The following is a 20,559-nucleotide window of genomic DNA, read 5'->3' on the forward strand; positions in this document are numbered from 1 at the left end:
GACCCTATGGCGAAGGATGGATACGCATATCCCGGAACCGCCACGCGTTTCCGGCATGGACCATGACGGAGGACACCCGGAAAGACCGGAAGGTCTCTGGCTCGGCCATCGGGTCGGCCATGTGACGCACGACATCCACGGTACCGTCCACCACCAACACGCCATGAGCGACGGCCCGGACGCGCGTCACGGCGCTGCGATGCGCGTACTGCGCGGCGATCTGCGGGAACCGCTCCGTGAACGCATCGCGGATCGCATCGCGACCGGACAGCGTCTCCTCGCGGTCGAAGAACACCATGATCGCGTCCTCCGTGAACAGCGACGCGAACCGCGGCGCGTCCCGCGCGTTCCAGGCATCGTCGATCGCCATCCACAGCGTCGCCGCGTTGTCGTGCCCGTCGCCCTCGCCCGCCACGGTATCGCGCGCGAACGTCGCGATCCAGTTGGCCTCCCAGCTGGCGCCATCGTCGGCCGAAAATGCCTGCTCCAGCCGAAACGTCGATGCGGTGATGTCGGAGAAGACGAACCGCACCTGCACCGGACGCCCCTCGAAGATCTCGGTGTTGTAGAACAGGCCGCGACCGTCGGTGAAGCCGCCCACCATCGCCTCGCCCACGTGCCCCTGGCGTGCATTCGTCCAGTGGATCCGCCACTGGCCGGATGCAGGATCGAACACGCGCAGGCTCATGCCCTCGATGCGCCCCGCGGGCCCGTCCACCAGCAGCTCGCCGAGGTTGGCGCGGCCATCCCAGACCGGCGTGACAACGGACGTTCCGCTGTACTCGACCCACTCGTTCGAGCCGCTCAGGGGCGCGACGAGGCGCGAAATGTGCGCGGTCCACGCGCCGAACTCGAAATCGAAATCCGGGTTGCGGCCGTCGTCGGCGAACGCAGCGGCCGCTGCGAGCAGCAGCGCGAGACTCAGGACCGCTCGCATGCCAGCAACTCGTCGATGAACCACTCCGGCGTCTCGGTCAGGATCGAGTCGTAGCGCTCCAGCATGGGCATCACGATGCCCTCGAGTTCGCGGATCCATGTGTCCCCCTCGTAAAGCTCGGCCTTCATCCGCTCGCGTTCGGCGAACGAAGGGAAGGCGCGCGCCCAGACCACGCGATCCGGATCGTCGATATCCACGAACGGCCCGGCCACCCGGATGCCAAGCGAGCGCTGCAGCGGGATCGCCTCGGTCCTGAAGAACGCCAGGAACCCGTCGCGCATCCCGGGCTTGAGCCTGTAGGTTCTGATCTCGACGATCATGTCGGCCTGTGTGGACCCGCGACCGGACCGATGCTAAAACGCCTTCGTCGCTCCGTATAGACGGCACCTGCAGGTAACCATGGCAACGCCGCGCAAGAACCCGATCAGCGACTGCCCGATCACGGCGGCAAGCGCCGCCGCTGGCGGCAAATGGAAACTCATCGTCGTCTACTGGCTCGCCGAGTCGCCGCGCAACTTCGGCGAACTGCGCAGCCTGATGCCGTCGATCTCGCAGAAGGTCCTGTCCGAACAACTGCGTGGGCTGGTCGCCGACGAAATCGTGGACAGGCAGCGCACCGGCAAGCCGCCGGCACCGGTTCGCTACTCGTTGACCGAATACGGGCGCAGCCTGGTTCCGGTCGTCGAAGCGATCCGGCGCTGGGGCCGCAACCACATCGATCGATTCGCGACCAGAGCAGAACAGCAGAAAAGGGGTGGAGGCAGTTGAGCCAGAGATCGGCCGGCTTGCCGCTCATGGCGTTGTCGGCGCCCCCGATCCGGGGCAGTTGGGCGGGGGCGGGCGGGGAATCTGCTGTGTCCTGTCCAAGGCGTATGCGGAAAAGGCGTTTTCGAGGCCTTCTTCCCCCGAGAGGACGGTCTCGATTCTTTCGCGCGTGCCGCTGCCTGGATAGTACATCTCTCCTGCCTCGATCAGATTTCCGCTATGGCCATGGATCTCGGGCCCGCTGTCGGAGCTCAAGGCGAGATAGTACTTCCCGACATCCAGGCGCGTACCGCAGCACTGATGCACCGAGTAGCGGATGCGCTTCGCATCGGCGGTGCCGCGGATCGTATCCACGATCTCGATGTTGCCCAGGACCGTGGCGGTCAAGGGCAGCGCCGAACCCTCCGTCTGGAGCCTGGCGTCGAGCAGCCGAAAGACGAACACATTCTTTGCTTCGCGCACCGATTGCGTATCCAGCGGAGGAAATGCGCACTGGCATGCCTGGGCGGGCTGGGAGAACGCCAGAGCGACTGCGAGCATGATGAGCTTCTTCATGGGACTGGAATCCAGGTTGCGACGTGCAGAAGAAGGGGTGGAGCTAATTAGGACGACGCACCCAAGTTACTTCCCTCCGTCCCCTCAAGCCAGCGCCAGCGCGTCGGCGCCGGCGGCGAAGCGCAGGCGCCCGGTGGCGTCGTTCGCCGCCTGCCACACGGCTTCGGCGACGTCGCCCGGGCGGGTGACGGCTTCGAGCTGCGCGAAACCCTCGAACACCTTGCCTGCGAACGGCGCGTACGGATCGGTCACCAGCCCCTGCATGCGTTCGGCGCCGTTGTCGGCAAAGCGCGTGTCGGGGCAGTAGCCGGGCTCGACCAGCTTCGCGCGCACGCCGAATCCGGCCAGCTCCAGCGCCAGCGATCCGGTGAAGCCCTCGATCGCGGTCTTGCTGGCCGTATAGGCCGCGACCAGCGGGAACGGCGCCAGCGTGGCGCTGGAGGTGACGTTGACGATCGTGCCCGCGCCGCGTTCGCGCATGCGTGCAATGGCCGCCTGGCACATCGCCATCGTGCCGAAGGTGTTGGTCTCGAAGATCTCGCGCACGGTGGCCATCGGCGTGGCCTCGAAGGCGCCGAACAGGCCGAGGCCGGCGTTGTTCACCAACGCGTCGATCGGGCCGGCGGCCTCCAGCGCCTCGGCGATGCTGGCGGTGTCGGTGACGTCCAGCGCCAGCACGCGGATGCCGGGCGCGCCGTCGAACAGGTCGGCGCGGGGGCGGCGCATCGTGGCGACGACCTGCCAGCCCTGCGCGTGGAAGTGCCGGGCGGTGGCCAGGCCGTAGCCGGACGAGCAGCCGGTGATCAGTGCGGTCTTCATGAGTGACTCCCTGGTGGTTTGACGGGGAGGTCAGCGTGGGCCAGGATCGCCGGATGATCGATAGTCAAACGTCCGTATTCGTTTAGCAGAAGTCCGAAGATGGCCGATCCGCTCTCCCAGCTCGTCGGCCTGCTGCGCCCGCGAGCCGCCTTCGCCAACGTCATCAGCGGCAAGGGCCGCTGGGCAGTGCGCTACGCCGAATACGGCAGGCCCAGCTTCTGCATCGTGCTGGCGGGCGGCTGCCGGCTGGCCGTGGACGGCCACGCCCCGCTCGCCGTCGGCGCCGGCGATTTCATCCTGCTGCCCACCACCCCGGCCTTCACCCTGTCCAGCGACGACCCGCCTGCGCCGGTGCCGTGGGATGCCGACACCCTGCCCCGCGACGGCAGCGAAGTGCGCTACGGCGACCCTGGCGGTGTCCCCGACATGCGCTCGTTGGGCGGTGCCTTCCTGTTCGACAGCGCCGACCCGGCCCTGCTGGTCTCGCTGCTGCCGCCGGTGGTGCACGTGCGCGGCGCCGCGCGCCTGTCGCAACTGGTGGCGATGGTGGCCGAGGAGACCACCCAACCCCGCCCCGGCAGCGAGTCGGCGCTGTCGCGGCTGGTCGAACTGCTGCTGATCGAAGCGATGCGCGCCACCACGGCGGGCGATGCGCCGCCGGGGCTGCTCCGGGGCCTGGGCGACGAACGACTCGCCGCCGCCCTGACCCGGATGCACGCGCACATCGACTGGCCCTGGACCGTGGCGCAACTGGCCAGCACCGCCGCGCTGTCGCGCTCGAGCTTCTTCGAACGCTTCACCCGCACCGTCGGCGTCGCCCCGATGGAATACCTGTTGGCCTGGCGCATGCAGATCGCCAGGCAGCTGCTGCGCCAGGGCGAGCTGCGCGCTTCGGAGATCGCCGAGCGCGTGGGCTATGGCTCGAGCAGTGCGTTCAGCGTGGCGTTCCGGCGCCACGTGGGGATGGCGCCGAGCCGATACGCCTCGTCGCGCACGGAGGCTGTCGAAACGAGCGTACCGACCGCGTCGGGGACCTGAGCCCGGCCGCCGGACGTCACGCCGGCGGCGGTGCCCGGGCAGCTCCCGGTCCTGCGGGGCCTTCACGCATGGATCGATGCGCCAGGTCGACGACCGGAGGCCCCGTCAGCGTAGAGTGCCACGCAGGACGCACCATGAAACGTCGACAGTGGGTGGTCGGGGCGGGCAGCTTGGCGCTGTTGGCGGGTACGGGCGCGCTCGGCTGGCGCGCGCGGGTCGGTACCTCGGCCGGGTACGCGGCCTATGCGGAAGGTTTGCGCGCACCGCTGCCGGCGGATGCAGACGCGCTGGATCTGGTCCGCTACGCAACGCTCGCGGCCAACAGCCACAACACCCAGCCCTGGCGCTTCCGCGTTGGCGCGCAGGCGATCGACATCCTGCCCGACCCGTCGCGGGCCACGCCCGCCGTCGATCCCGACGACCACCATCTGTTCGTCAGTCTCGGCTGCGCGGCCGAGAACCTGGCCATCGCCGCGGCCGCGACCGGCCGCCCGGGCGAACTGGAGACGCAGGACGACGGCAGCGTGCACTAAGCCTGGGGTCGGGCCGAACGGCGGAACGACCCGCTGCTGGCGGCGATTCCCCGGCGCCAGACCACGCGCGCGCACTACGACGGCCGTGTTGTGCCCGCCGCGGATATCGCAGCGCTGGAACACGCGGCCCGCGTGCCCGGCGTGCGCTTGATCATCCTGACCGACCGCGCGCAGATCGATCGGGTACGCGACCTGGTGGTGGCCGGCAACGATGCGCAGATGCGCGACCCCGCCTTCATGGCCGAGCTGAAAGCCTGGCTGCGCTTCAACCCGCGCAGCGCGATGGCGATGGGCGACGGCCTGTTCTCCGGGGCCACCGGCAATCCTTCGCTGCCCGATGGCCTGGGCCGCCGCGCCTTCGATGCCTTCGTCTCCCCCTCGGCCGAGAACGACAAGTACGCCAGCCAGATCGATTCCTCGCCAGGCATCGCGGTCTTCCTGGCCGAGCGCGAGGACCGCGCGCACTGGGCCGCCGTGGGCCGCGCCTGCCAGCGGTTCGCGCTGATGGCGACCACACTCGGGCTCAAGCACGCCTACATCAATCAGCCGGTCGAGGTGGCACGGCTGCGCCCCGAACTGGCCGCCCTGGTCGGCGCACCCGGGGTGCGGCCGGATCTCGTGTTGCGCTTCGGCTACGGGCCGACGCTTCCCTACGCTCCGCGTCGCCCCCCGGCCGCCGTCCTGGCCTAGAAGGGGACTGACTAAAAGGGGACGGAGGCAAGTAAGTAGATACACCCGGCCACTTAACTACCTCCGTCCCATTTTCTGGCGTGCTAGCGTCCGGCCGCGGTGAGGATCAGCCGCGCGATTTCCTGCGGGTGGGAGAGCAGCGACAGGTGCCCGCTGTCGAGCTCGACGACACGCGCACCCATCCGCCTGGCCAGGAAGCGCTGCAGCTCCGGCGAAGTCGTGTTGTCCGCGGTCGAGACCGCATACCACGACGGCTTGTTGCGCCACGCCGCGCCGCTGGTGCGGCCGGCGAAAAGATCCGCCGCGACCGGCTGCTGCACAGCGAACAGGGCCTTGGCCTTCGCAGCGGGCAGGCCATCGGCGAAGTAGGCCAGGAACGCGTCCTCGCGCAGCGTCGAAAAACCGTCCCGGGTCACCACGCCCGCACGCACCGGCATGGTCGGGAAGCGCTTGGCGAGTTCGACGAAGTCCTCTCCCGCGTCGGGCGCGCGCGCGGCGAGGTACACCAGGCCGGTGACGCGCGGATCGTCGCCGGCTTCGCTGACCACCGTGCCCGCATAGGAATGGCCCACCAGGACCGTGCCCCCTTCCAGGGGGGCCAGCGCGCGCCGGGTTGCGGCGACGTCGTCGGCCAGCGAGGTCAGCGGGTTCTGGACCGAGACCACGTTGAGCCCCGCGTCCTGGAGCAGCGGGATCACCTCGCTCCAGCTCGATCCGTCCGACCATGCGCCATGCACGAGGACGATGTTGCGGGCTTCTGGCGGTGGCGGTTCGCTGGCGCGTGTGGTGCTTGAGGCGGCGGCCAGCAGGGCGATCAGCAGCGATGCGATGGACGTCGAAAACTTGCGCATGGAGGGACTCCGGAAGGAAAGCGGGATCGCTTCCATGTAGGTATTCGCCCGCGCTGGGCAGGTGTTACATTGCCGGCCATCGCGGCCTGCAGGATGCCGGCCTCTCTTGGCTGGAATGCGCATGACGATGCAGGAACAGGCCTGGGCCGATGCCTTGCGCCGCGAGCGGGCGGGCGATGCATCGCGCTACGCCGGGTTTCTGAAGGAGTATTCCGCAGTACTGCGCCGCATCGTCAGGGGCAGGCTGGCCAGCGCCGGGCTCGACGCGCAGGAGGCCGAGGACATCGTGCAGGAGGTGCTGCTGGCCATCCACCAGCGGCGCGACCAGTGGGACGACAGCCGACCCCTGCTGCCGTGGCTGGGGGCGATCTCCCGCTACAAGACCATCGACGCAATGCGGCGCCGCGCGTCCGAACGGCGCATGCGGATCGGTCTCTCCGATCGCGAATGGGCCAATCTGTTCGCTGCGCAGGGGGAGCCCGCGGTCGGCTCCCCTGCGCGGATCGAGGAGATGGTGTCCGCACTGCCGAGAGTCGAACAGTCGGTGGTCCGAAAGCTCGGCATGGAAGGCATGTCGCCGAGGGAAGCTGCCCAAGCCACCGGGATGAAGGAAGGCACCGTGCGCGTCGCGTTCCACCGCGGGTTGGCGCGACTGCTGAAGCTGGCACTAGGCGGAGGAAGCTAGCCCATGGAACACGATCCTCGACTGCAGACTGATGCGTTGATCCGGCGCCTGGCCGGCGATGCCGGCGCGATACCGCGCAGGCATCGCGCGCTCCTGCCGCGCCTGCTGGTCGCGGCTGGCGGCTCGCTGGTCCTGGCGGTGCTGGTGGTCGCGGTGGCGTTCGGCGTCCGCGGCGACCTTGTCGCGCACGTCTCGTCGTCGATGTATCTCTACAAGGCCGTGGCCATGGCCTGCGTGGTCGCGGCCGGGCTCGCCCTGGTCCGCGCTGCCGGCACGCCGGGCGCCTCGATGCGCCTCGCCGCGGCTCTGGCGCCTGCCGTGGCGGTCCTATTCGCGGGCCTCGTGCTCCTCGACGACCAGGTGCCGCTGGCCGGGGCGCGCCCGGTCTCCGTTCCGGTCTGTCTGCTGGCCATCGTGCTGGCGGCACTGCCCGGACTCGCGCTGCTGCTGCTGGCCCTGCGCCGGGCCACGCCCACCCGCCCGACGTTCGCCGGCGGCATGGCCGGCCTGCTCGCCGGATCGATCGGCGCGCTCGCGTATACGCTGTCGTGCGTGAACGACGGCGCCGTGTTCGTCTCGGTCTGGTACTCGCTGGCGATCGTGGCCAGTTCCGCGATCGGGGCGCTGGTCGGACGGCGCGTCCTCGCCTGGTGATCGTCGATTCGGTGGCGGCCCGTCGATCGGGCCAAAAAGGGGGGGCGGCTGTCGTTGCGCAGGGCGCACCCTCTCGATTACCACCGGTTCCCTTCTAGGTCCCCTTGAGCGGCCACACCTCAACGACGCCATACGCCACCGCACATGGGGTGTGCGACGCGATCTGGATCGCCTGTTCCAAGGTGGCCGCCTCGATGACGCTGAATCCAGCGACGGGGAGTTCCGACGCCAGATAGGGCCCGGGCCTGGTCTCGACCTGCCGGGCCCCGTGATTGCGGACCTGCACGGGCGGGCCGGCGATTCCCATCAAAGCACCGCCTGCCTGCAACGCCGCGTCGTGCGCATGAGCTGCATCCCGTGCGGATTGGGCAGTGCGATCGTAGCCCTCACGGTCGCCGTATCCGATCGCGATGAAGGTTGGCACTGGACATCTCCTTCGAGCCCTGGACGAACTCGATCGGCGACCCGGAACTCGGGTCGAGCCGAGCCTTCGACGCGGGCCCGGCGCGAATGGATGGTTGGATCGAGGGGCTACTTCATGGAGTGCAGCCCAAACATGTTGCCTTCAGTGTCGATGGCCAGGACGATGAAGCCGTGCTCGCCGATGGACATCTTCTCGCGATGGAGCTTGCCGCCGGCCGCTGCAACACGGCTGGCCTCCTCGGCACAGTCCTGACAGATGAAGTAGACCAGGGTGCTGTTGCCCCCGGATGGGACGCCGCTCATCTTCGCCAGGGCACCCGACGCCCCCGGGCGCTCCATGTCCATCGGGAAAGCCATCATCTCGAGGCTCTCGTCCGTGGGGTCGCCCAGCTGCGTCAGCTCGACACCCAATACCGCTTCGTAGAATTTCTGCGCGCGCGCCATGTCCTGGACGTAGATCTCGAACCAGCCGACCGGGTTGTTTTGCATTGCGGATTGCCTCATGCGTTGAAGTTGGGGTGGGAGGAGCCCCAGGGGGTCCGATGAAGCGACGAACTGGGGTGACCCGAATCGACCTGCGACTGGAAACGGCCAGGAGGGAAAGAAAGTGGCACCAGATCGGTCCTTCCGCCCCCTGGTTTGCTCGTCCTGAAATTGTAAAGAAACAAGAGCGATCTTCTCTGCCAGAAGCGCGCTTTTCTGGGATTCGACGGCACTCAGGGAAGCGATATCGTTCTGAAATCGTAAAGAAAATGCCATCGCCGCCGGCATCGCCGTCGGCGACCTGCTGCTGGGTAACCGAGCAAGCTCGGCTCTACAGGGGCTTGGTGCCGGCATCATCGGTCGGCTCCTTCGTAGAGCGGAGCTTGCTCCGCTGCTCTGGGCTGCGGAGCCCGCGCAGCCGAGCAAGCTCGGCTCTACGGGCTTGCTTTGCGTGCGGAGATGGTCCTGATCCGATCAAACGCGCTACTGCATGGGCTGCCGGATGATCGTCCGCAGCTTCTCCGGCGCGGCCCGCCTGGGGTCGCTCAGGTAGATCTCGTGGTGTTTTCCGCGCAGGGCGCCGCGGCTCAGGATGTAGTCGTGCACCTTCTGGATCGTTGGCCCTTCCTCCGAGAACGGACCGATGTGCAGGGTTTGCGCGCAGCGGCCCTCCTCGAACGCCGCGAAACGCAGCCTGGCCAGCCCGGGAAGATGGTGCTTGCCCCGCACCGCCTCGATCGCCGCCGCCACGTCGTCGCCGGTCACGAACGGCGGCTGCATGATCATCATCGTCCATTGCCACCGCGCCTTGTCGCCGGTGTGGAAGCTGCTCATGTCCTCCGCCCACCACAGTCCCTCGAGCGGCATCACCGCATAGTCCTGGCCGCCGCCCTTCTTGATCGCGAATTTCAGCGTGTACGACACCGAGAACAGCGCCTCGACGGCCTCCCTGTAGGACGCCGACGTGTTCGGGTCGCCGCGGCCGTCGATCATGAGGAAGTCGAACGCGGGCACGTCGATCTCCGCGATGTCCTTCGCGGACGCGCGATAGAGGCCGCCGAGTTCCTTCTTGAGGTCGAGCTTGGTCATGCAGTGTTCTCGCGAGATCCGGCGCCAGCAGCTCTGGGCGGTAGTGCTTCGGAGTGGATCAACGCGCCGGCTCCAGCTCGGCTCCCGAATGCGGCGCGTCTTCGACGAATGCCTCCAGGAACGCCTGCGCGAATTCTGAGCGCTGCACCTCCGCCTGGTCGAGAGGGTTGTCCCACCAGACACCCTCGCTGTTCGCCAGGACGATGAAGCTGAGCTCCAGGGCCGGGATCTTCAGATAGAGCGCCGAGTAGGCGTCCTCCCACCACCCTGAGTGCCAGACGAGGGTGTGGCCCCGGTATTCCTGGACAGACCAGCCGAGGCCGTAGGGGAGCGCTTCGCCGTTGCTCGACCGGCTCGGGGCCATCATTGCCTCCCGCGACTCCGCCGACAGCAGCAGGCCCTGGTCCAGGGCAATGTCGAACCTGGCCAGGTCGAGCACCGACGCCACGACGCCTCCAGCGGCGCCGTCGCCCTGCGGTGACGGCACCGGGGCTCGCTCGATCTCGCCCGATGCCCCGAGCCGATGCGGCGGGGCGAGCTGCATTGCGAGGTCCTCCGGCAACGGCAGGTCCCGATGCTTGCGGGCCGATCGCGTCATGCCGGCAGGCGCGAACACATGGCGTTCGACGAGCGCCGAAAAGGGCACGCCGGCAGCGGCCATGATGGGTCGCGATGCCCAGGAGTACAGCACCGGGTTGTAGGAGAACCGCTCGCCGGGCGTGGCAGTCGCCGTATGCGAGAGCAGGTGCCGGAGCGTGTGGATCGGCGGCTGGCACTCGAGCCCGCGGGCAAAGAGCGATGGTTGCCGGCTGAAATCGGTACAGAACTCGGCCCAGGCGCTGTAGTCGGCCATCGGTCGGTCGAGGTCGAGTACGCCTTCCTCGGCAAGCCGGAGGGCAACGACGGCCGAGAGCGGTTTGGTGACCGAAGCGATGTCGTAAGGCGTGTCGGCCGTGGCCGGGGTGCGGCGTTCGACGTCGGCGTAGCCCAGCCCCAAGGCGAGCACGACCGCCTGATCCTGCACCACGGCGACGGACAGGCCCGGGATGTTGGCGGACTTGCGGAGGGAATCGAGGCGGTCGACGAACGCGGGGATCTCCGGGGATGCCGCGCCATCCTCGAGCGGGCCCTGCCCGGCCGCTGCACCGGTGCATGGCATCAAGCCGAGAGCGAGAAGCACGAGGGCCTTCATGGATCACCTGGCATTGCAGGAAGGATCGTCAGGCTGCACCGTCCGGCACCCAGCGCCAAGTAACGTCAGTCACGATGCCGTCCCACCCAGCACGCGAATGCCTTGAGCGAGGAGAATCCCAACCAAGGTTCGACTTCTTGTTCGACCCTTTGACATGGCCGGCGGCCGACAAAGCGCCGCGCCGCTCTCAAGGCGCAGGCGCCATCGGCTGCCAGCGGTAGTACGCCTCATGCGCCATGGCGAGGAGCTCGCGATCCTCCGAGGTGTCGCCGTAGGCGAAGATCCGCCCGTACTCGGACGCGGGATAGGCGGCCTGGACCCGGCGCATCTTTTCCACCCCCACGCATTGGCGGCCGCGATACCGCCCAGTGAAGCGGCCGTCGCGGTGCTGCAGCGAGGAGCAGAGCAGCGCCACTTCCTGCCCCTCGGCCCAGTGTGCGAGATACAGGTCGAGGCCGCCGGAGACCACGACCACCCTGTCGCCGCGCGCCTTGTGCCAGGCGATCCGCTCCATGGCCTCCGGACGAAGCGTCGACGGAAGGAAGCGCGTCGCAAAGTCGGCCCCGTGGCGCTCGAGCTCGGCCCTGGGAATGCGCCAGAAGCCGAACCGGCAGATCGCGGCCCGAACCACGGTGCCCGGCACCAGACCGAGCCGGTAGCCTACGACCAGTGGCGCCAGCAGCACCTTGCCTACAGCCAGGCGCGCGGGGCGCACCGCCGCAAGCATGAAGTCCGGCATCGTCTCCCGGTCGGTAATGGTTCCGTCGAAGTCGAACAGGGCAAGGTCCATTCGCGAGATTCTGGACTAAGAATGGTGACTAGGACGATCGAGGCGGCAGCTCTGCACCAATTGCCACCGGCCCCTTTTCCGCAAAGGCCGATGACCGTGCACAAGATTCCGAGAGCAAGCATCGCACGCAGTCGCCAAGGAGAGTTGAGCCCCGGGGTTCACCCATGCGAAACGGATCAGACGCGCGCCACCAATGGAACGAACCGGTAGTACAGCCACAGCTCGATCGCGATGCCGCCGACCAGGCCGCCCAACGGCAGCGCCAAGGAAAGCCAGCCCGACGAATCGACGACGGCAATGGCCACCAGGCAGATGGCGAGCGCAATGAACCCCGTCGCCAGAAGATGCAGGGAGCTTTGCAGCCATGGAACACTCACCAATCTCCCGCACGATCGGCACTGTTTCTTCCTGGCCGGACCGAGCGCCACCTTCGTCCAGAAGTCCATGCAGTGCCCGCCGCAATGCGGGCAGCGTGTGGGATGCATAGCGCGCACCTGGCAGCCGGATGGGTGAGCCGTCAGGCAGCAGACTAAGCCGCCCCGGCGTGGGGCGGCAAGTAGCGCCGGACTTTCTGCTGCAGCAACCGGATGAGTTCTGGAGCCATGTACGCAAACCGATCCGGAATGCCCAGCACGGCCACGCGCTTGTCTCGCAGCTGAGGCCGGAACCTGGCCGCGATCTTCGACCGGTGGGCGGCCTCCATGACCAGCACCGTATCCGCCCAGGCGATCAGCTCGGCCGAAACCGGGCAGTCCGCGTCATGGGCCGTACCGGCAGAAGCCGTCTCCACGCCCGGCCAGTCCGCGAACACCTGCTCCGCGGTCGGGCTGCGTAGCCGATTCTTGCCACAAACGAAAAGGACCTTGTGGGTCATAGTGCTACCTGCAGCCCGATGCGTCGCCAAGCGGTGGCGGAGTTGCCGGGCGGCTAGCCACCATGGTCTGCGCTACCGTCACGGTTCGACCTCGCGCCGGGGCGGGCGCCATCGACTCCCCGATGCACCAGGCTCTGCTGCCTCGCATGTTCCTTCGCGGCGCTAAGCGGCATGAGACCGAGAAGAATCAAGACGATGCCCGGGGCGGCAAACCAGAACGAGAAATCCAGGAAGTGCCACGCCGCGAGAACGCCACCGCCGAGCGCGAGCAGCACGAATGAAAATCCCCAGTACTTCATGCCGGCGGAGATTCTAAGCGCGCGGTCACTTGACCACCGCTGCACAACGGCCGGTCAGCGCGTCCAGCTCCTCGAACAGCTGCTGGTCCTCGCTCGAGAAGTTGAAACACGACTTGCCCTGCATCCGCTTGCGCAGCGCGTCGCTGGCGCCGGCCAGCAGACCCGGGGCCTCGTAGACCGGCATGAGGTGATAGCTGACGTAGGACTTCTTGGTCTGCACGGCGCCGAAGAACCTGGGTTTGCCCTTCGGGCTGGCGGGAGGCAACTCCACGTACAGGTGGCCGGGCTCGTCGGTTCTGATGGACATGCCGGCGGCATGCTTGCGCAGCAAGTTGGACAATGCGGTGAAGGTCGAAGCGAGATCGTTCATGGAGCACCCCAACAAGAAATGAGGATGGTGGCACCTGGGCGGCCGCCTCGGCTGGTTGCGTCCGCTCCTACCCGGCGGCTTCCATGGCCTCTTCCTGCGCCCGGCACGACGCGCCGTAGGCCTCGCGATAGGGTTTGCCGAAACAGTTGAGCAGGCCATCCACGACTTCGATATTAGGTGGCCAGCGAAATCTGAAGCTCGATTGGCCTGCCTGGCCCGTCACTTCGATGTAGCCGCCCTTCAGCGGCGGGAGGTCCGGGCCCGGCACGTACTCCACCTTCGACAGGGCTTCACGCGCCCGTCCCAGCCCCGCCCGGTCGTTGCGCAGGAACGCAACCGTGGCGTCGACATAATGATTCCACCCGATCCGGTCGTCTTCCGGCTTCCGCTTCGAGCGCTCCAGCAGCGGGATCGCCCGCTCGTGCTCTCCGGCCTGCGCCCACAGCTGGCCCTCGTGCCACAGCAGCGTTCCGGAGTGGTTGCCGTGTCTGTCGCGATAGGCGCCAATCAGTTCGGCGGCGGCGCGCTCGCAGCCGGGAACGTTGCCAATTCGCCGCCACCCCCCGCCGCCGGCCGAAAGATCCTGGTCGAAGGCTTGCTCGTCGAGCGAAAGCAGCGCTTCCCTTTCGTAGGCACAGCCGGCGACCGCCGGTTGGTCGGCGGACAAGGCGGGCATCGGCACCGACGCCAGCGCGCAGACGGAGAGGGTTGTCGCAAGCAGGGGGAGTCGCCGTTGCATGCTGTTTTCCCGGCCCAGGGCGCTTCGGGCGTCGAGGCACCCTACCCCATCAGGGGCCGGCCAGGAAACGGGGCGGAGGCGACCAAGGCGCCCGTTTCCGGTCGCTCGCCCCCCGCCTCCTTCGCCTTCCTGGACGGTTCACGGACCCGTGAAAAAACCAGCAGAGTGCCGCGCTACGGACGGGGCCCGGTTGTATGAGAAGTGTTCTGCGGCCGATCAGCGTGGTGCGGCAGCCGGCGAGGCGGGCGGGTCGACCGCCGCCAGGCCGTAGCAAAGATAGGCATTTCGCCGGGCCGCCGGCTGCGATGCCTGCTGCGTCGGGCCACTGCTCATAGCGGGGCCTCGCACAGCGCCTTCAGCCGTTCCAGTGCTTTCGGCCAGGTGTCCGCCATGCTCGCGAAATCGTCCGTCATGTCCTGCTCGACGGTGAGCCTGGTCCCCTGCGGCGTGGCGGTGAAGAGGTAGTTCTCGTAGGCGGGCGCCCAGGCGCGGATCGCCTCGCTGCTGGTGTCTTCGACCCCGTCGTCGTCGATGTAGCCCAGGTGCCGGATCGACAGGCGCTCGCCCGCCCTGTTCTCCGCGATCTCCGAGAGCACCCCATGGCCGCTCGACGTGAGGAACCGGATGCGCTGGCCCTCCTCCCACGGGCCCTCGAAGTACAGGCCCTCGCCGAAGGCCGAGGTCCACTGCCCGTAGGTCCCGGGCCCGACCAATACCTGGTAGATCCTGGATGCCGGTGCGGCGATGTCCACTGAACATTGAAGCCGCTCGAGTGCTGGCATGTATCGCTCCGCCGGGTGCCGAGGACGTCCCTCTGGAGTACGACGCGCGGGGTGGCCGGAATTCGACACGGCCAGCCGGACCGGCTGGTGTCGAGCTGCCGGCCCCGAGCGCCTTTGCCGCAGCGCCCGGCTGGCCACCGATGGCGCCAACCCTGCTCGAGCGCGGGCTACCATTGCAGACGATGACCGACCTCGCCACGACCCTTCGAAAGCGCCTCGGGCTCGCTGACCCTGTGCCGGTGGAGTTCGAACGGGGCGAGATCGAAGAGGCCGACGGCTTCGCCCGGGAACGGATCGGGTACCGGGGGCTGGAAGACGATCTCATTCCGGCTTTCCTGTTCACGCCGCGGGGTCGCGACACGCTCGGCGGCGCGGTCGTCTTTCACCAGCACAATGGGGAGTTCCACTTCGGCAAGAGCGAGGTCGCCGGCGTGGTGGGCGACGCGTTTCAAGCCTTCGGGCCGGCGCTCGCGCGTAGAGGCCTCGCAGTCCTGGCCCCGGACGCCATCACCTTCGAGGATCGACGAGCCGCGGTTCGGGGTGTGGAGCCGGACTATTACGATTGGCTTCAGCACTACAACGCCATGAGCTACCGATTGCTGGATGGCGACGTGCTGATGAGGAAGTGTCTGGATGACGCCCAACGGGCGCTGAGCGTGCTGCTCCAGGCCGCCGGGATAGACGAGCGGCGCGTGGGGGTGGCAGGCCATTCGTACGGTGGCTACACGTCGCTCTACCACGCGGCAGTCGATGCACGATGCAGGTTCGCATGCATCAGCGGCGCCGTGTGCAGCTTCGAGACGCGCCGCCGGGAAGGAACCGGGGTCACCCTCTTCGAGGCTGTGCCCGGGCTCGCCCGCCAGATCGACACGCACGATCTGCTTTCCGCCATCGGGCCTCGGCCGACCATGGTGGTGTCGGGCACCCAGGACAAGTACTCACGGGATGCAGACCAGGTGGTGGCCAAGGTGGCCGGCGACTTCATCACCGAACTCCGGGTCGACCGTGGACACGCACTCGATCAGGAGAGATTCGATGCGATCGTCGAGTGGATCGTCGGCCGCGTTTCCGATCAGTGAGAAGGGATGCCCAACGTCAGAACTGGTCGTGCCGCGAAGCTCCATTGGTTTGGACGAAGTGTGAGCCGTCAGTGGTGCCGCCCAGAGGCTCCGTGCTGGCCGCCGTGGTATCCGCGAAGTTGGGGGTAGCGGGCGACCTGCTCCGAAGACAGCAAGCGGCGCTGCTCAATATGGGCCAGCAAGTGCACCCCGCGTAGCTCCGCTTGAATTCCAGCGATCCTTGCGAGGGCGGTTTCGAGGTTGATTTCGTTCGCGCCCCCGGTTTGGAAGAGCTCCTCAAGCGCGGCCTCTGCCGAAACCAGGCGTTCGCCCAGTACCTTTGCTCGCTCTTCCATGCGCCCGTGGATGGCCCGCGTGGATTGGACTTGCGCTTCTGTTAGCTGTAGCTCGGCGGCCAGATCAAGAACGTGCGCAGGGCCAGGATAGCCGTTGAGCTCGGCAGACTTCGCGTAACCCAAGCCCTTCCCGGCCAGAAGACTCTCGATTTCATCTGGAGCGAGCGCCTTGATCGCGCGCCCCTCCTGTCCCGTATAGGCCGAAGCCGCTTCTGCAGCGATCCCGGAGGGCACCAAAGCCAAGAGAGCGAGCGCGTTATAGATGAACTTCATCTGCCAGTGTCCTATGTCCGACCGCCAACGCCTGAGCTACGCCGACCGGCGAAGCGGGCCCGGCTTGAATAGATGTTAGGCGACATGCCCGCGACCGTAGAAGTACTCGAGCATTGAGCCAAAGAAGTGGCGAGCCTCGGCCCCACTTGCAAATGTATGGGAATGGGCTTGGGAGTTCCATAGGCCGACAATTGCGTCATCGCTTCGTTGCAGGAGAGCTGCGATCTGGGCCATCAGCAGTTGACGCGCTTCCGAGTCATGGCCGGCGAACATGTCGTCCCAAACATCCTCGTCCGATGCAAAATCCAGGTAGGCGTCCTGGTGGAACCAAGCGCCGATTGCGTTCTTGAGAGTGGCCAGCTCTCCAAGAGAAGCCAAATATGCCGGATCGTTTCTCATGCCGCCCAACGCCGAGTTGAGCCGACCTGCGTAGCCTTGCCGGCAACATGGCGACTTTGCCTGCCATGTTGTTGGTGTAGCGAAGCAGGTTCGGCTTGAACGAATTTTCAGGACGCAACTGCAGTGACGCTGCCGCCGATGACTTTCCAGGAGCTTCCCAGGCTTGTCCACATGCGGATGTACCTGAATCTGCCTGAAAAGTCGGCGCCGTCGAACGATCCTGCCAAGTACGCGGTGACAACTGACACGGCAGCGGACCCGTAGGTCTCTACCTTGACCTCTTCCCAGTCAGCTCGATCCAACTTTTGTCTTCTGGACCGATGAAGATCAAGGTCATCTTGCTTCCGAAAGGTTGTCCCATCGGGGCCAACGAACAGCAAGCTGTCTGAGATCAGCCTCTCGAGCGTCGGCACATCGCTCGCGAGCATTGCCAGCCGGAGGGACTCTTCCAGATCGCGGATCACGGACTCCATGTTCTTCCTTTAGCAGCGCCTGAACTAAGCCACGCCGCGAACGGCGTCGGCTTGCATGCATTTTGGGCCGTCAGCATGCACCCTTTGCTTGCGACTTGTTCGCGTTGAGCGACTGCCAAGCTGCACTCCACGTCGGCGCGGCCTCCGTGACGAGTTGGAGGATTTCAGGCGGCAGGTCTCCCGAGCCTGTCAATTGACGAATTTCCAGAACGTCGTCCGTTCGGGAGCCGGACGGAGCGCGGAGGGCCCATTGAACAGCTTCGTCGAGCGAAGCTACGTCTATTAGATAGAAGCCTCCAACCAGCTCCTTGGACTCGGCGAACGGGCCGTCAACAATGTAGCGCTTGCCCCCATCTACCGCGACGCGGGCCCCTTTCGCCGCAGGGTTGAGGCCCTCGGAAGCGACAAGCACTCCGGCCTGGTGCATCTCTTCGTTGAAGCGCATGTACGCCTTGAAGAGTTCTACGTCGAACTCGGGGTGCTGGTCGGTTGCCGTCTTCTCTGCACTCGACTGCGCCGTAATGATGAATCGCATCGCTTGTACCCCGAATGTGGGTTGGTCTGGATATGGCTATGACGAGCGAGGGCTAGTCAAATCGACAAGACCACGACCTTTGAAAGAAGGTCACGCCGGCCGTGGCACTTTAGTGAGGCCTACCGCTTGCACTAAGCCGACCCGCGAAGCAGCGTCGGATTGAATGAACGGCTAGGCATCAAGCCGACACCAAAAAGCCAGCGTGTACCTGCCTAGATCAATTGACTCCCAATCTGCGGACTCATGGATTGGCATGTCAAGGGTGACGTTCTCGAGGTCGACGTGAGGTGGGAAATTGGACAGAACAATGTCCGCTGCATCGGGTCCAAGCTCGTGGGCCGCTTGGAAAACGGCGAATGAGCTGGTCCGCGCGATGCTGCCCACCAAGAGTTCGCCGCGATCCAACAAGTCGTCCCCATCAAAGAGCGCTAAATCGATGCGCATAGATCCTTCTCGCCGACCTCGCGGATACGGACCTGCAAGGGGCACCTGTGATCTAAGGTAGGGCTTAGATCATGCCACTTCGAAATCGCGCGAACAAGGAAATATAAGCTATGGTTTAGACCATCTGGCGTGGGCACGGCAGCTGGTTGAATCTAACTCACAGCTTAGATTGGTGCGGCCGTTGGGACTCGGACCTTGTCAGCACGCTCCGCCAGTTGTTCCACATGGCCAATGATCCTTGCCGCCAACTCGGCCGCGGCAGCTGCGTGCTCCAGCGCGATGTAGTCGGCTATCGCTTCCAGGTCGCTCAGGGCCGGCTGCGACGAGACTCTTTCAGCCATCGCGCGAGGCGCTCCTTCGCTTGCGCATGGGTGGCCACCCGGCCCGCGGCGATCGCCTGCTCGCCGCGGGCAATGCCCTCCAGCACGGTCATGCGCTGCTGCTGGATCCTTTCCCATGCCACCCAACGCTGAGTTGAGCCGTGCCGCGAAGCGGCAGCGACTTCAATGACTGGTTAGGCGCCACCCAGCGCGCCTTGCTCTTGGCCGACCCAAAGACGATTCCCGTCTGGGTCTTCGCAGCGAAACTCTGTCATGCCGTAGAACGTAGCGTCCAGGTCAGGGATGTCCAGTCCGTTCGTGCGAGCTTGGCGATGGAACTCCACTACGTCCTCGGGATACAGGTAGAGGACCGAGATCCTCGGGATGCCGGCGTGCAGGTTGATCGATTCATCCAGCATGAGTCGGCAGTCGCCGCAGCGCAGTCTCGCCCAACCCCATTCTTCGTTTCGATCTTCGACGACGAAGCCGAGCTTCTCGTAGAACACCACGCTCTCCGGCATGCTTTTGACCGGCTGCATTGGGACGAGGCGGTTGAGGCTCATGCGGTCTCCAAGTGGCGCCTTACGCCTGGGGTGCGCCGCGCCGAAGGTGTTGGTTTGAATGTCCAGTTAAGCGCGCGATGTTCGGTGCGCTTGATACGCCTCCGCGGCATCTTCGTCGATGGCCACGGTGACGCTGCCGCTCGGGTGGGTGTTGGAACCGTTCTGTTTGACACCCGACACCCAGAACTCCTCTCCGGACGCCTCATCGTAATAGTTTCCGAGACCGCCTTGACCTCCCGAGCGGGCAAGTGACCGGCCGCGATACCGAACGGATTTGCCAGACTTGGAAAAGGTGACCCATCCGATCCTGGCACGCGCACCGTCCATATCGCCTTGCTTGTTCTCCACGTACATCAGTCGGCGCTTCAGACCGCGAGTGAGCTGGTTCTTCATGGCATGGCACCTCAATTGATCCGCCCGCGAAGCGGGTTCGACTTGAATCAACAGCTAGCCCTTGTATCGCATTGCCGAGCTAAGGAAGGTCTGAACAACTCGTCCGTTCCGCGCGACAATAGCGCAACTTGATTGGGACAGCGATCGATGCAGCTGACGTTCGGTGACGCCGAGGGCTTGGGCAAGGGCAAGCGGACCCGCAAGGAGATCTTCCTGGCGGAGATGGACCAGGTGGTGCCGTGGAAGGCGCTGCTGGCGCTGATCGAGCCGCACTACCCGAAGACGGGCCGCCCCGGCCGCCAACCGTACCCACTTGCCACAATGCTGCGCGTCCACTTCCTGCAGCAGTGGTACGCGTTGAGCGACCCGGCGATGGAAGAGGCCTTGTACGACACTCCGGTGATGCGCCGGTTCGCCGGGCTCGGTGGGCTGGACGGCATCCCGGACGAGACGACAATCCTCAACTTCCGGCGATTGCTCGAGACGCACGACCTGGGCAGGCAGATCTTCGAGCAGGTCAATGCGCATCTGTCGCGTAAGGGCCAGAGCTTGCGCGCGGGCACGATCGTGGATGCGACGATCATCGCGGCCCCGAGCTCGACGAAGAACCAGGATGGCGAGCGGGATCCGGAAATGCACCAGACGAAGAAGGGCAACCAGTGGTACTTCGGGATGAAGGCGCACATCGGCGTGGACGAGGAGTCCGGGCTGGTGCACCACGTGGAATGCACGGCGGCGAACGCGGCCGACATCAGCCAGGTCCACAAGCTGCTGCACGGCAAGGAAGGCACGGTACGCGGCGACAGCGGCTACGCCGGCATGGACAAGCGCGAAGAACTGCAGGAGGTCCGGGCGGCTTTCGTGGTGGCGGAGAAGCCTTCGAAGATCCGCGCGATGAAGAACAAGCGCGACCGCCGGTACGCGGAGCGTTGGGAGCAGTACAAGGCGAGCCTGCGGGCGAAGGTCGAGCACCCGTTCCGGGTGGTGAAGCAGCAGTTCCGCCACATCAAGGTGCGCTACCGCGGATTGATGAAGAACACCGGCCAGATGCTGACGTTGTTCGCGTTGTCGAATCTGTGGATGGCGCGCCGGCACTTGCTGCCGGCGACGGGATAGGTGTGTCCCCCGGGCGGGGAACCCCGCCCAAATGCGCCGAAAACGGCGCAACGAGCGTCGC

31 protein-coding genes and 1 pseudogene are annotated in these 20,559 nt (G+C 66.2%); 8 read left to right on the plus strand and 24 right to left on the minus strand.

Annotated features, from left to right (window positions below):
* Window positions 1–4: 4 nt before the first annotated feature.
* Both H0E84_RS07480 and H0E84_RS07485 read right to left on the minus strand, forming a co-directional pair.
* On the minus strand, window positions 5–1,036 hold the full coding sequence (locus H0E84_RS07480) for an SgcJ/EcaC family oxidoreductase (protein WP_180678015.1): 1,032 nt from the start codon (window positions 1,034–1,036) through the stop codon (window positions 5–7).
* A complete protein-coding gene (locus tag H0E84_RS07485; RefSeq protein ID WP_180678016.1) occupies window positions 922–1,257 on the minus strand; it encodes an NIPSNAP family protein in 336 nt (111 codons plus the stop codon). Before H0E84_RS07485 ends, H0E84_RS07480 begins: the two co-directional genes overlap by 115 nt.
* Window positions 1,258–1,336: 79 nt before the next feature.
* On the opposite strand from H0E84_RS07485, the gene H0E84_RS07490 reads away from it, so the two are divergent.
* Window positions 1,337–1,705 carry a winged helix-turn-helix transcriptional regulator gene (locus tag H0E84_RS07490; RefSeq protein ID WP_219339632.1) on the plus strand — a complete coding sequence of 123 codons (369 nt, stop codon included), beginning with the start codon at window positions 1,337–1,339 and terminating at the stop codon, window positions 1,703–1,705.
* Between the two features lie 24 nt (window positions 1,706–1,729).
* Here H0E84_RS07490 and H0E84_RS07495 read toward each other — a convergent pair whose 3' ends face one another.
* The gene (locus H0E84_RS07495; protein ID WP_180678017.1) at window positions 1,730–2,257 is read right to left on the minus strand and encodes a hypothetical protein; all 528 of its coding nucleotides are present in this window, start codon (window positions 2,255–2,257) and stop codon (window positions 1,730–1,732) included.
* A gap of 84 nt (window positions 2,258–2,341) precedes the next feature.
* A complete protein-coding gene (locus H0E84_RS07500) occupies window positions 2,342–3,076 on the minus strand; it encodes an SDR family oxidoreductase (protein ID WP_180678018.1) in 735 nt (244 codons plus the stop codon).
* Window positions 3,077–3,175: 99 nt separating this feature from the next.
* Here H0E84_RS07500 and H0E84_RS07505 point away from each other — a divergent pair, with 99 nt between their 5' ends.
* The 3 genes and pseudogenes from H0E84_RS07505 to H0E84_RS20175 form a co-directional block, all read left to right on the plus strand.
* A complete protein-coding gene (locus H0E84_RS07505; RefSeq protein ID WP_180678019.1) occupies window positions 3,176–4,114 on the plus strand; it encodes an AraC family transcriptional regulator in 939 nt (312 codons plus the stop codon).
* Window positions 4,115–4,248: 134 nt separating this feature from the next.
* Complete coding sequence (locus H0E84_RS20170; RefSeq protein WP_219339633.1) at window positions 4,249–4,647, plus strand: hypothetical protein; 399 nt, start codon at window positions 4,249–4,251, stop codon at window positions 4,645–4,647.
* Window positions 4,648–4,674: 27 nt separating this feature from the next.
* Window positions 4,675–5,337, plus strand: a pseudogene (locus H0E84_RS20175) (Acg family FMN-binding oxidoreductase); the annotation flags it as partial.
* Window positions 5,338–5,420: 83 nt separating this feature from the next.
* Here H0E84_RS20175 and H0E84_RS07515 read toward each other — a convergent pair.
* A complete protein-coding gene (locus tag H0E84_RS07515; protein WP_180678020.1) occupies window positions 5,421–6,188 on the minus strand; it encodes an alpha/beta fold hydrolase in 768 nt (255 codons plus the stop codon).
* Window positions 6,189–6,309: 121 nt separating this feature from the next.
* Here H0E84_RS07515 and H0E84_RS07520 point away from each other — a divergent pair, with 121 nt between their 5' ends.
* Together H0E84_RS07520 and H0E84_RS07525 are read left to right on the plus strand one after the other, a co-directional pair.
* Window positions 6,310–6,873, plus strand: coding sequence for a sigma-70 family RNA polymerase sigma factor (locus H0E84_RS07520; RefSeq protein WP_180678021.1), 564 nt, complete (start codon window positions 6,310–6,312; stop codon window positions 6,871–6,873).
* 3 nt (window positions 6,874–6,876) lie between these two features.
* Window positions 6,877–7,527 carry an NrsF family protein gene (locus tag H0E84_RS07525; RefSeq protein ID WP_180678022.1) on the plus strand — a complete coding sequence of 217 codons (651 nt, stop codon included), beginning with the start codon at window positions 6,877–6,879 and terminating at the stop codon, window positions 7,525–7,527.
* A gap of 94 nt (window positions 7,528–7,621) precedes the next feature.
* Here H0E84_RS07525 and H0E84_RS07530 read toward each other — a convergent pair whose 3' ends face one another.
* The 11 genes from H0E84_RS07530 to H0E84_RS07580 form a co-directional block, all read right to left on the minus strand.
* On the minus strand, window positions 7,622–7,951 hold the full coding sequence (locus H0E84_RS07530; RefSeq protein ID WP_180678023.1) for a YciI family protein: 330 nt from the start codon (window positions 7,949–7,951) through the stop codon (window positions 7,622–7,624).
* 107 nt (window positions 7,952–8,058) lie between these two features.
* Window positions 8,059–8,439, minus strand: a complete 381-nt coding sequence (locus H0E84_RS07535; protein ID WP_180678024.1) for a VOC family protein — start codon at window positions 8,437–8,439, stop codon at window positions 8,059–8,061.
* A gap of 477 nt (window positions 8,440–8,916) precedes the next feature.
* The gene (locus tag H0E84_RS07540; RefSeq protein WP_180678025.1) at window positions 8,917–9,522 is read right to left on the minus strand and encodes a GyrI-like domain-containing protein; all 606 of its coding nucleotides are present in this window, start codon (window positions 9,520–9,522) and stop codon (window positions 8,917–8,919) included.
* Between the two features lie 58 nt (window positions 9,523–9,580).
* A complete protein-coding gene (locus H0E84_RS07545; protein ID WP_180678026.1) occupies window positions 9,581–10,714 on the minus strand; it encodes a serine hydrolase domain-containing protein in 1,134 nt (377 codons plus the stop codon).
* 187 nt (window positions 10,715–10,901) lie between these two features.
* Window positions 10,902–11,504 (minus strand): HAD family hydrolase, encoded by a 603-nt coding sequence (locus H0E84_RS07550; RefSeq protein ID WP_180678027.1) that lies wholly within the window; start codon window positions 11,502–11,504, stop codon window positions 10,902–10,904.
* 176 nt (window positions 11,505–11,680) lie between these two features.
* Window positions 11,681–11,950: a hypothetical protein gene (locus H0E84_RS07555; protein WP_180678028.1), complete on the minus strand. Its 270-nt coding sequence runs from the start codon at window positions 11,948–11,950 to the stop codon at window positions 11,681–11,683.
* A gap of 83 nt (window positions 11,951–12,033) precedes the next feature.
* The gene (locus H0E84_RS07560; protein ID WP_180678029.1) at window positions 12,034–12,378 is read right to left on the minus strand and encodes a low molecular weight protein tyrosine phosphatase family protein; all 345 of its coding nucleotides are present in this window, start codon (window positions 12,376–12,378) and stop codon (window positions 12,034–12,036) included.
* 53 nt (window positions 12,379–12,431) lie between these two features.
* The gene (locus tag H0E84_RS07565; RefSeq protein ID WP_180678030.1) at window positions 12,432–12,677 is read right to left on the minus strand and encodes a hypothetical protein; all 246 of its coding nucleotides are present in this window, start codon (window positions 12,675–12,677) and stop codon (window positions 12,432–12,434) included.
* Window positions 12,678–12,702: 25 nt separating this feature from the next.
* On the minus strand, window positions 12,703–13,047 hold the full coding sequence (locus tag H0E84_RS07570; protein ID WP_180678031.1) for a hypothetical protein: 345 nt from the start codon (window positions 13,045–13,047) through the stop codon (window positions 12,703–12,705).
* Between the two features lie 67 nt (window positions 13,048–13,114).
* A complete protein-coding gene (locus tag H0E84_RS07575; protein ID WP_257644114.1) occupies window positions 13,115–13,786 on the minus strand; it encodes a hypothetical protein in 672 nt (223 codons plus the stop codon).
* A gap of 329 nt (window positions 13,787–14,115) precedes the next feature.
* Window positions 14,116–14,568 carry an SRPBCC family protein gene (locus tag H0E84_RS07580; RefSeq protein ID WP_180678032.1) on the minus strand — a complete coding sequence of 151 codons (453 nt, stop codon included), beginning with the start codon at window positions 14,566–14,568 and terminating at the stop codon, window positions 14,116–14,118.
* A gap of 182 nt (window positions 14,569–14,750) precedes the next feature.
* On the opposite strand from H0E84_RS07580, the gene H0E84_RS07585 reads away from it, so the two are divergent.
* Window positions 14,751–15,647, plus strand: a complete 897-nt coding sequence (locus tag H0E84_RS07585; RefSeq protein WP_180678033.1) for an alpha/beta hydrolase family protein — start codon at window positions 14,751–14,753, stop codon at window positions 15,645–15,647.
* Between the two features lie 68 nt (window positions 15,648–15,715).
* On the opposite strand, the gene H0E84_RS07590 is transcribed toward H0E84_RS07585, so the two are convergent.
* The 8 genes from H0E84_RS07590 to H0E84_RS07625 all read right to left on the minus strand — a co-directional run bounded on the left by H0E84_RS07590 (window position 15,716) and on the right by H0E84_RS07625 (window position 19,382).
* Window positions 15,716–16,255, minus strand: a complete 540-nt coding sequence (locus tag H0E84_RS07590) for a Spy/CpxP family protein refolding chaperone (RefSeq protein WP_180678034.1) — start codon at window positions 16,253–16,255, stop codon at window positions 15,716–15,718.
* A gap of 75 nt (window positions 16,256–16,330) precedes the next feature.
* On the minus strand, window positions 16,331–16,654 hold the full coding sequence (locus tag H0E84_RS07595) for a contact-dependent growth inhibition system immunity protein (RefSeq protein ID WP_180678035.1): 324 nt from the start codon (window positions 16,652–16,654) through the stop codon (window positions 16,331–16,333).
* 107 nt (window positions 16,655–16,761) lie between these two features.
* A complete protein-coding gene (locus tag H0E84_RS07600; RefSeq protein WP_180678036.1) occupies window positions 16,762–17,127 on the minus strand; it encodes a nuclear transport factor 2 family protein in 366 nt (121 codons plus the stop codon).
* Between the two features lie 70 nt (window positions 17,128–17,197).
* A complete protein-coding gene (locus tag H0E84_RS07605) occupies window positions 17,198–17,662 on the minus strand; it encodes a YciI family protein (protein ID WP_180678037.1) in 465 nt (154 codons plus the stop codon).
* A gap of 608 nt (window positions 17,663–18,270) precedes the next feature.
* Window positions 18,271–18,447, minus strand: coding sequence for a type II toxin-antitoxin system RelE/ParE family toxin (locus tag H0E84_RS20745; RefSeq protein ID WP_180678038.1), 177 nt, complete (start codon window positions 18,445–18,447; stop codon window positions 18,271–18,273).
* Window positions 18,414–18,539, minus strand: a complete 126-nt coding sequence (locus H0E84_RS20440) for a toxin-antitoxin system subunit antitoxin (protein WP_180678039.1) — start codon at window positions 18,537–18,539, stop codon at window positions 18,414–18,416. Before H0E84_RS20440 ends, H0E84_RS20745 begins: the two co-directional genes overlap by 34 nt.
* A gap of 81 nt (window positions 18,540–18,620) precedes the next feature.
* Window positions 18,621–18,989: a VOC family protein gene (locus tag H0E84_RS07620; RefSeq protein ID WP_180678040.1), complete on the minus strand. Its 369-nt coding sequence runs from the start codon at window positions 18,987–18,989 to the stop codon at window positions 18,621–18,623.
* A gap of 66 nt (window positions 18,990–19,055) precedes the next feature.
* Window positions 19,056–19,382, minus strand: coding sequence for a hypothetical protein (locus tag H0E84_RS07625; protein ID WP_180678041.1), 327 nt, complete (start codon window positions 19,380–19,382; stop codon window positions 19,056–19,058).
* A 147-nt stretch (window positions 19,383–19,529) separates the two neighbouring features.
* On the opposite strand from H0E84_RS07625, the gene H0E84_RS07630 reads away from it, so the two are divergent.
* Window positions 19,530–20,498 carry an IS5 family transposase gene (locus H0E84_RS07630; protein WP_180677693.1) on the plus strand — a complete coding sequence of 323 codons (969 nt, stop codon included), beginning with the start codon at window positions 19,530–19,532 and terminating at the stop codon, window positions 20,496–20,498.
* The last annotated feature ends 61 nt before the right edge of the window (window positions 20,499–20,559 follow it).

The organism is Luteimonas salinisoli (genome assembly GCF_013425525.1).
In the GTDB taxonomy this organism is placed as follows: domain Bacteria; phylum Pseudomonadota; class Gammaproteobacteria; order Xanthomonadales; family Xanthomonadaceae; genus Luteimonas; species Luteimonas salinisoli.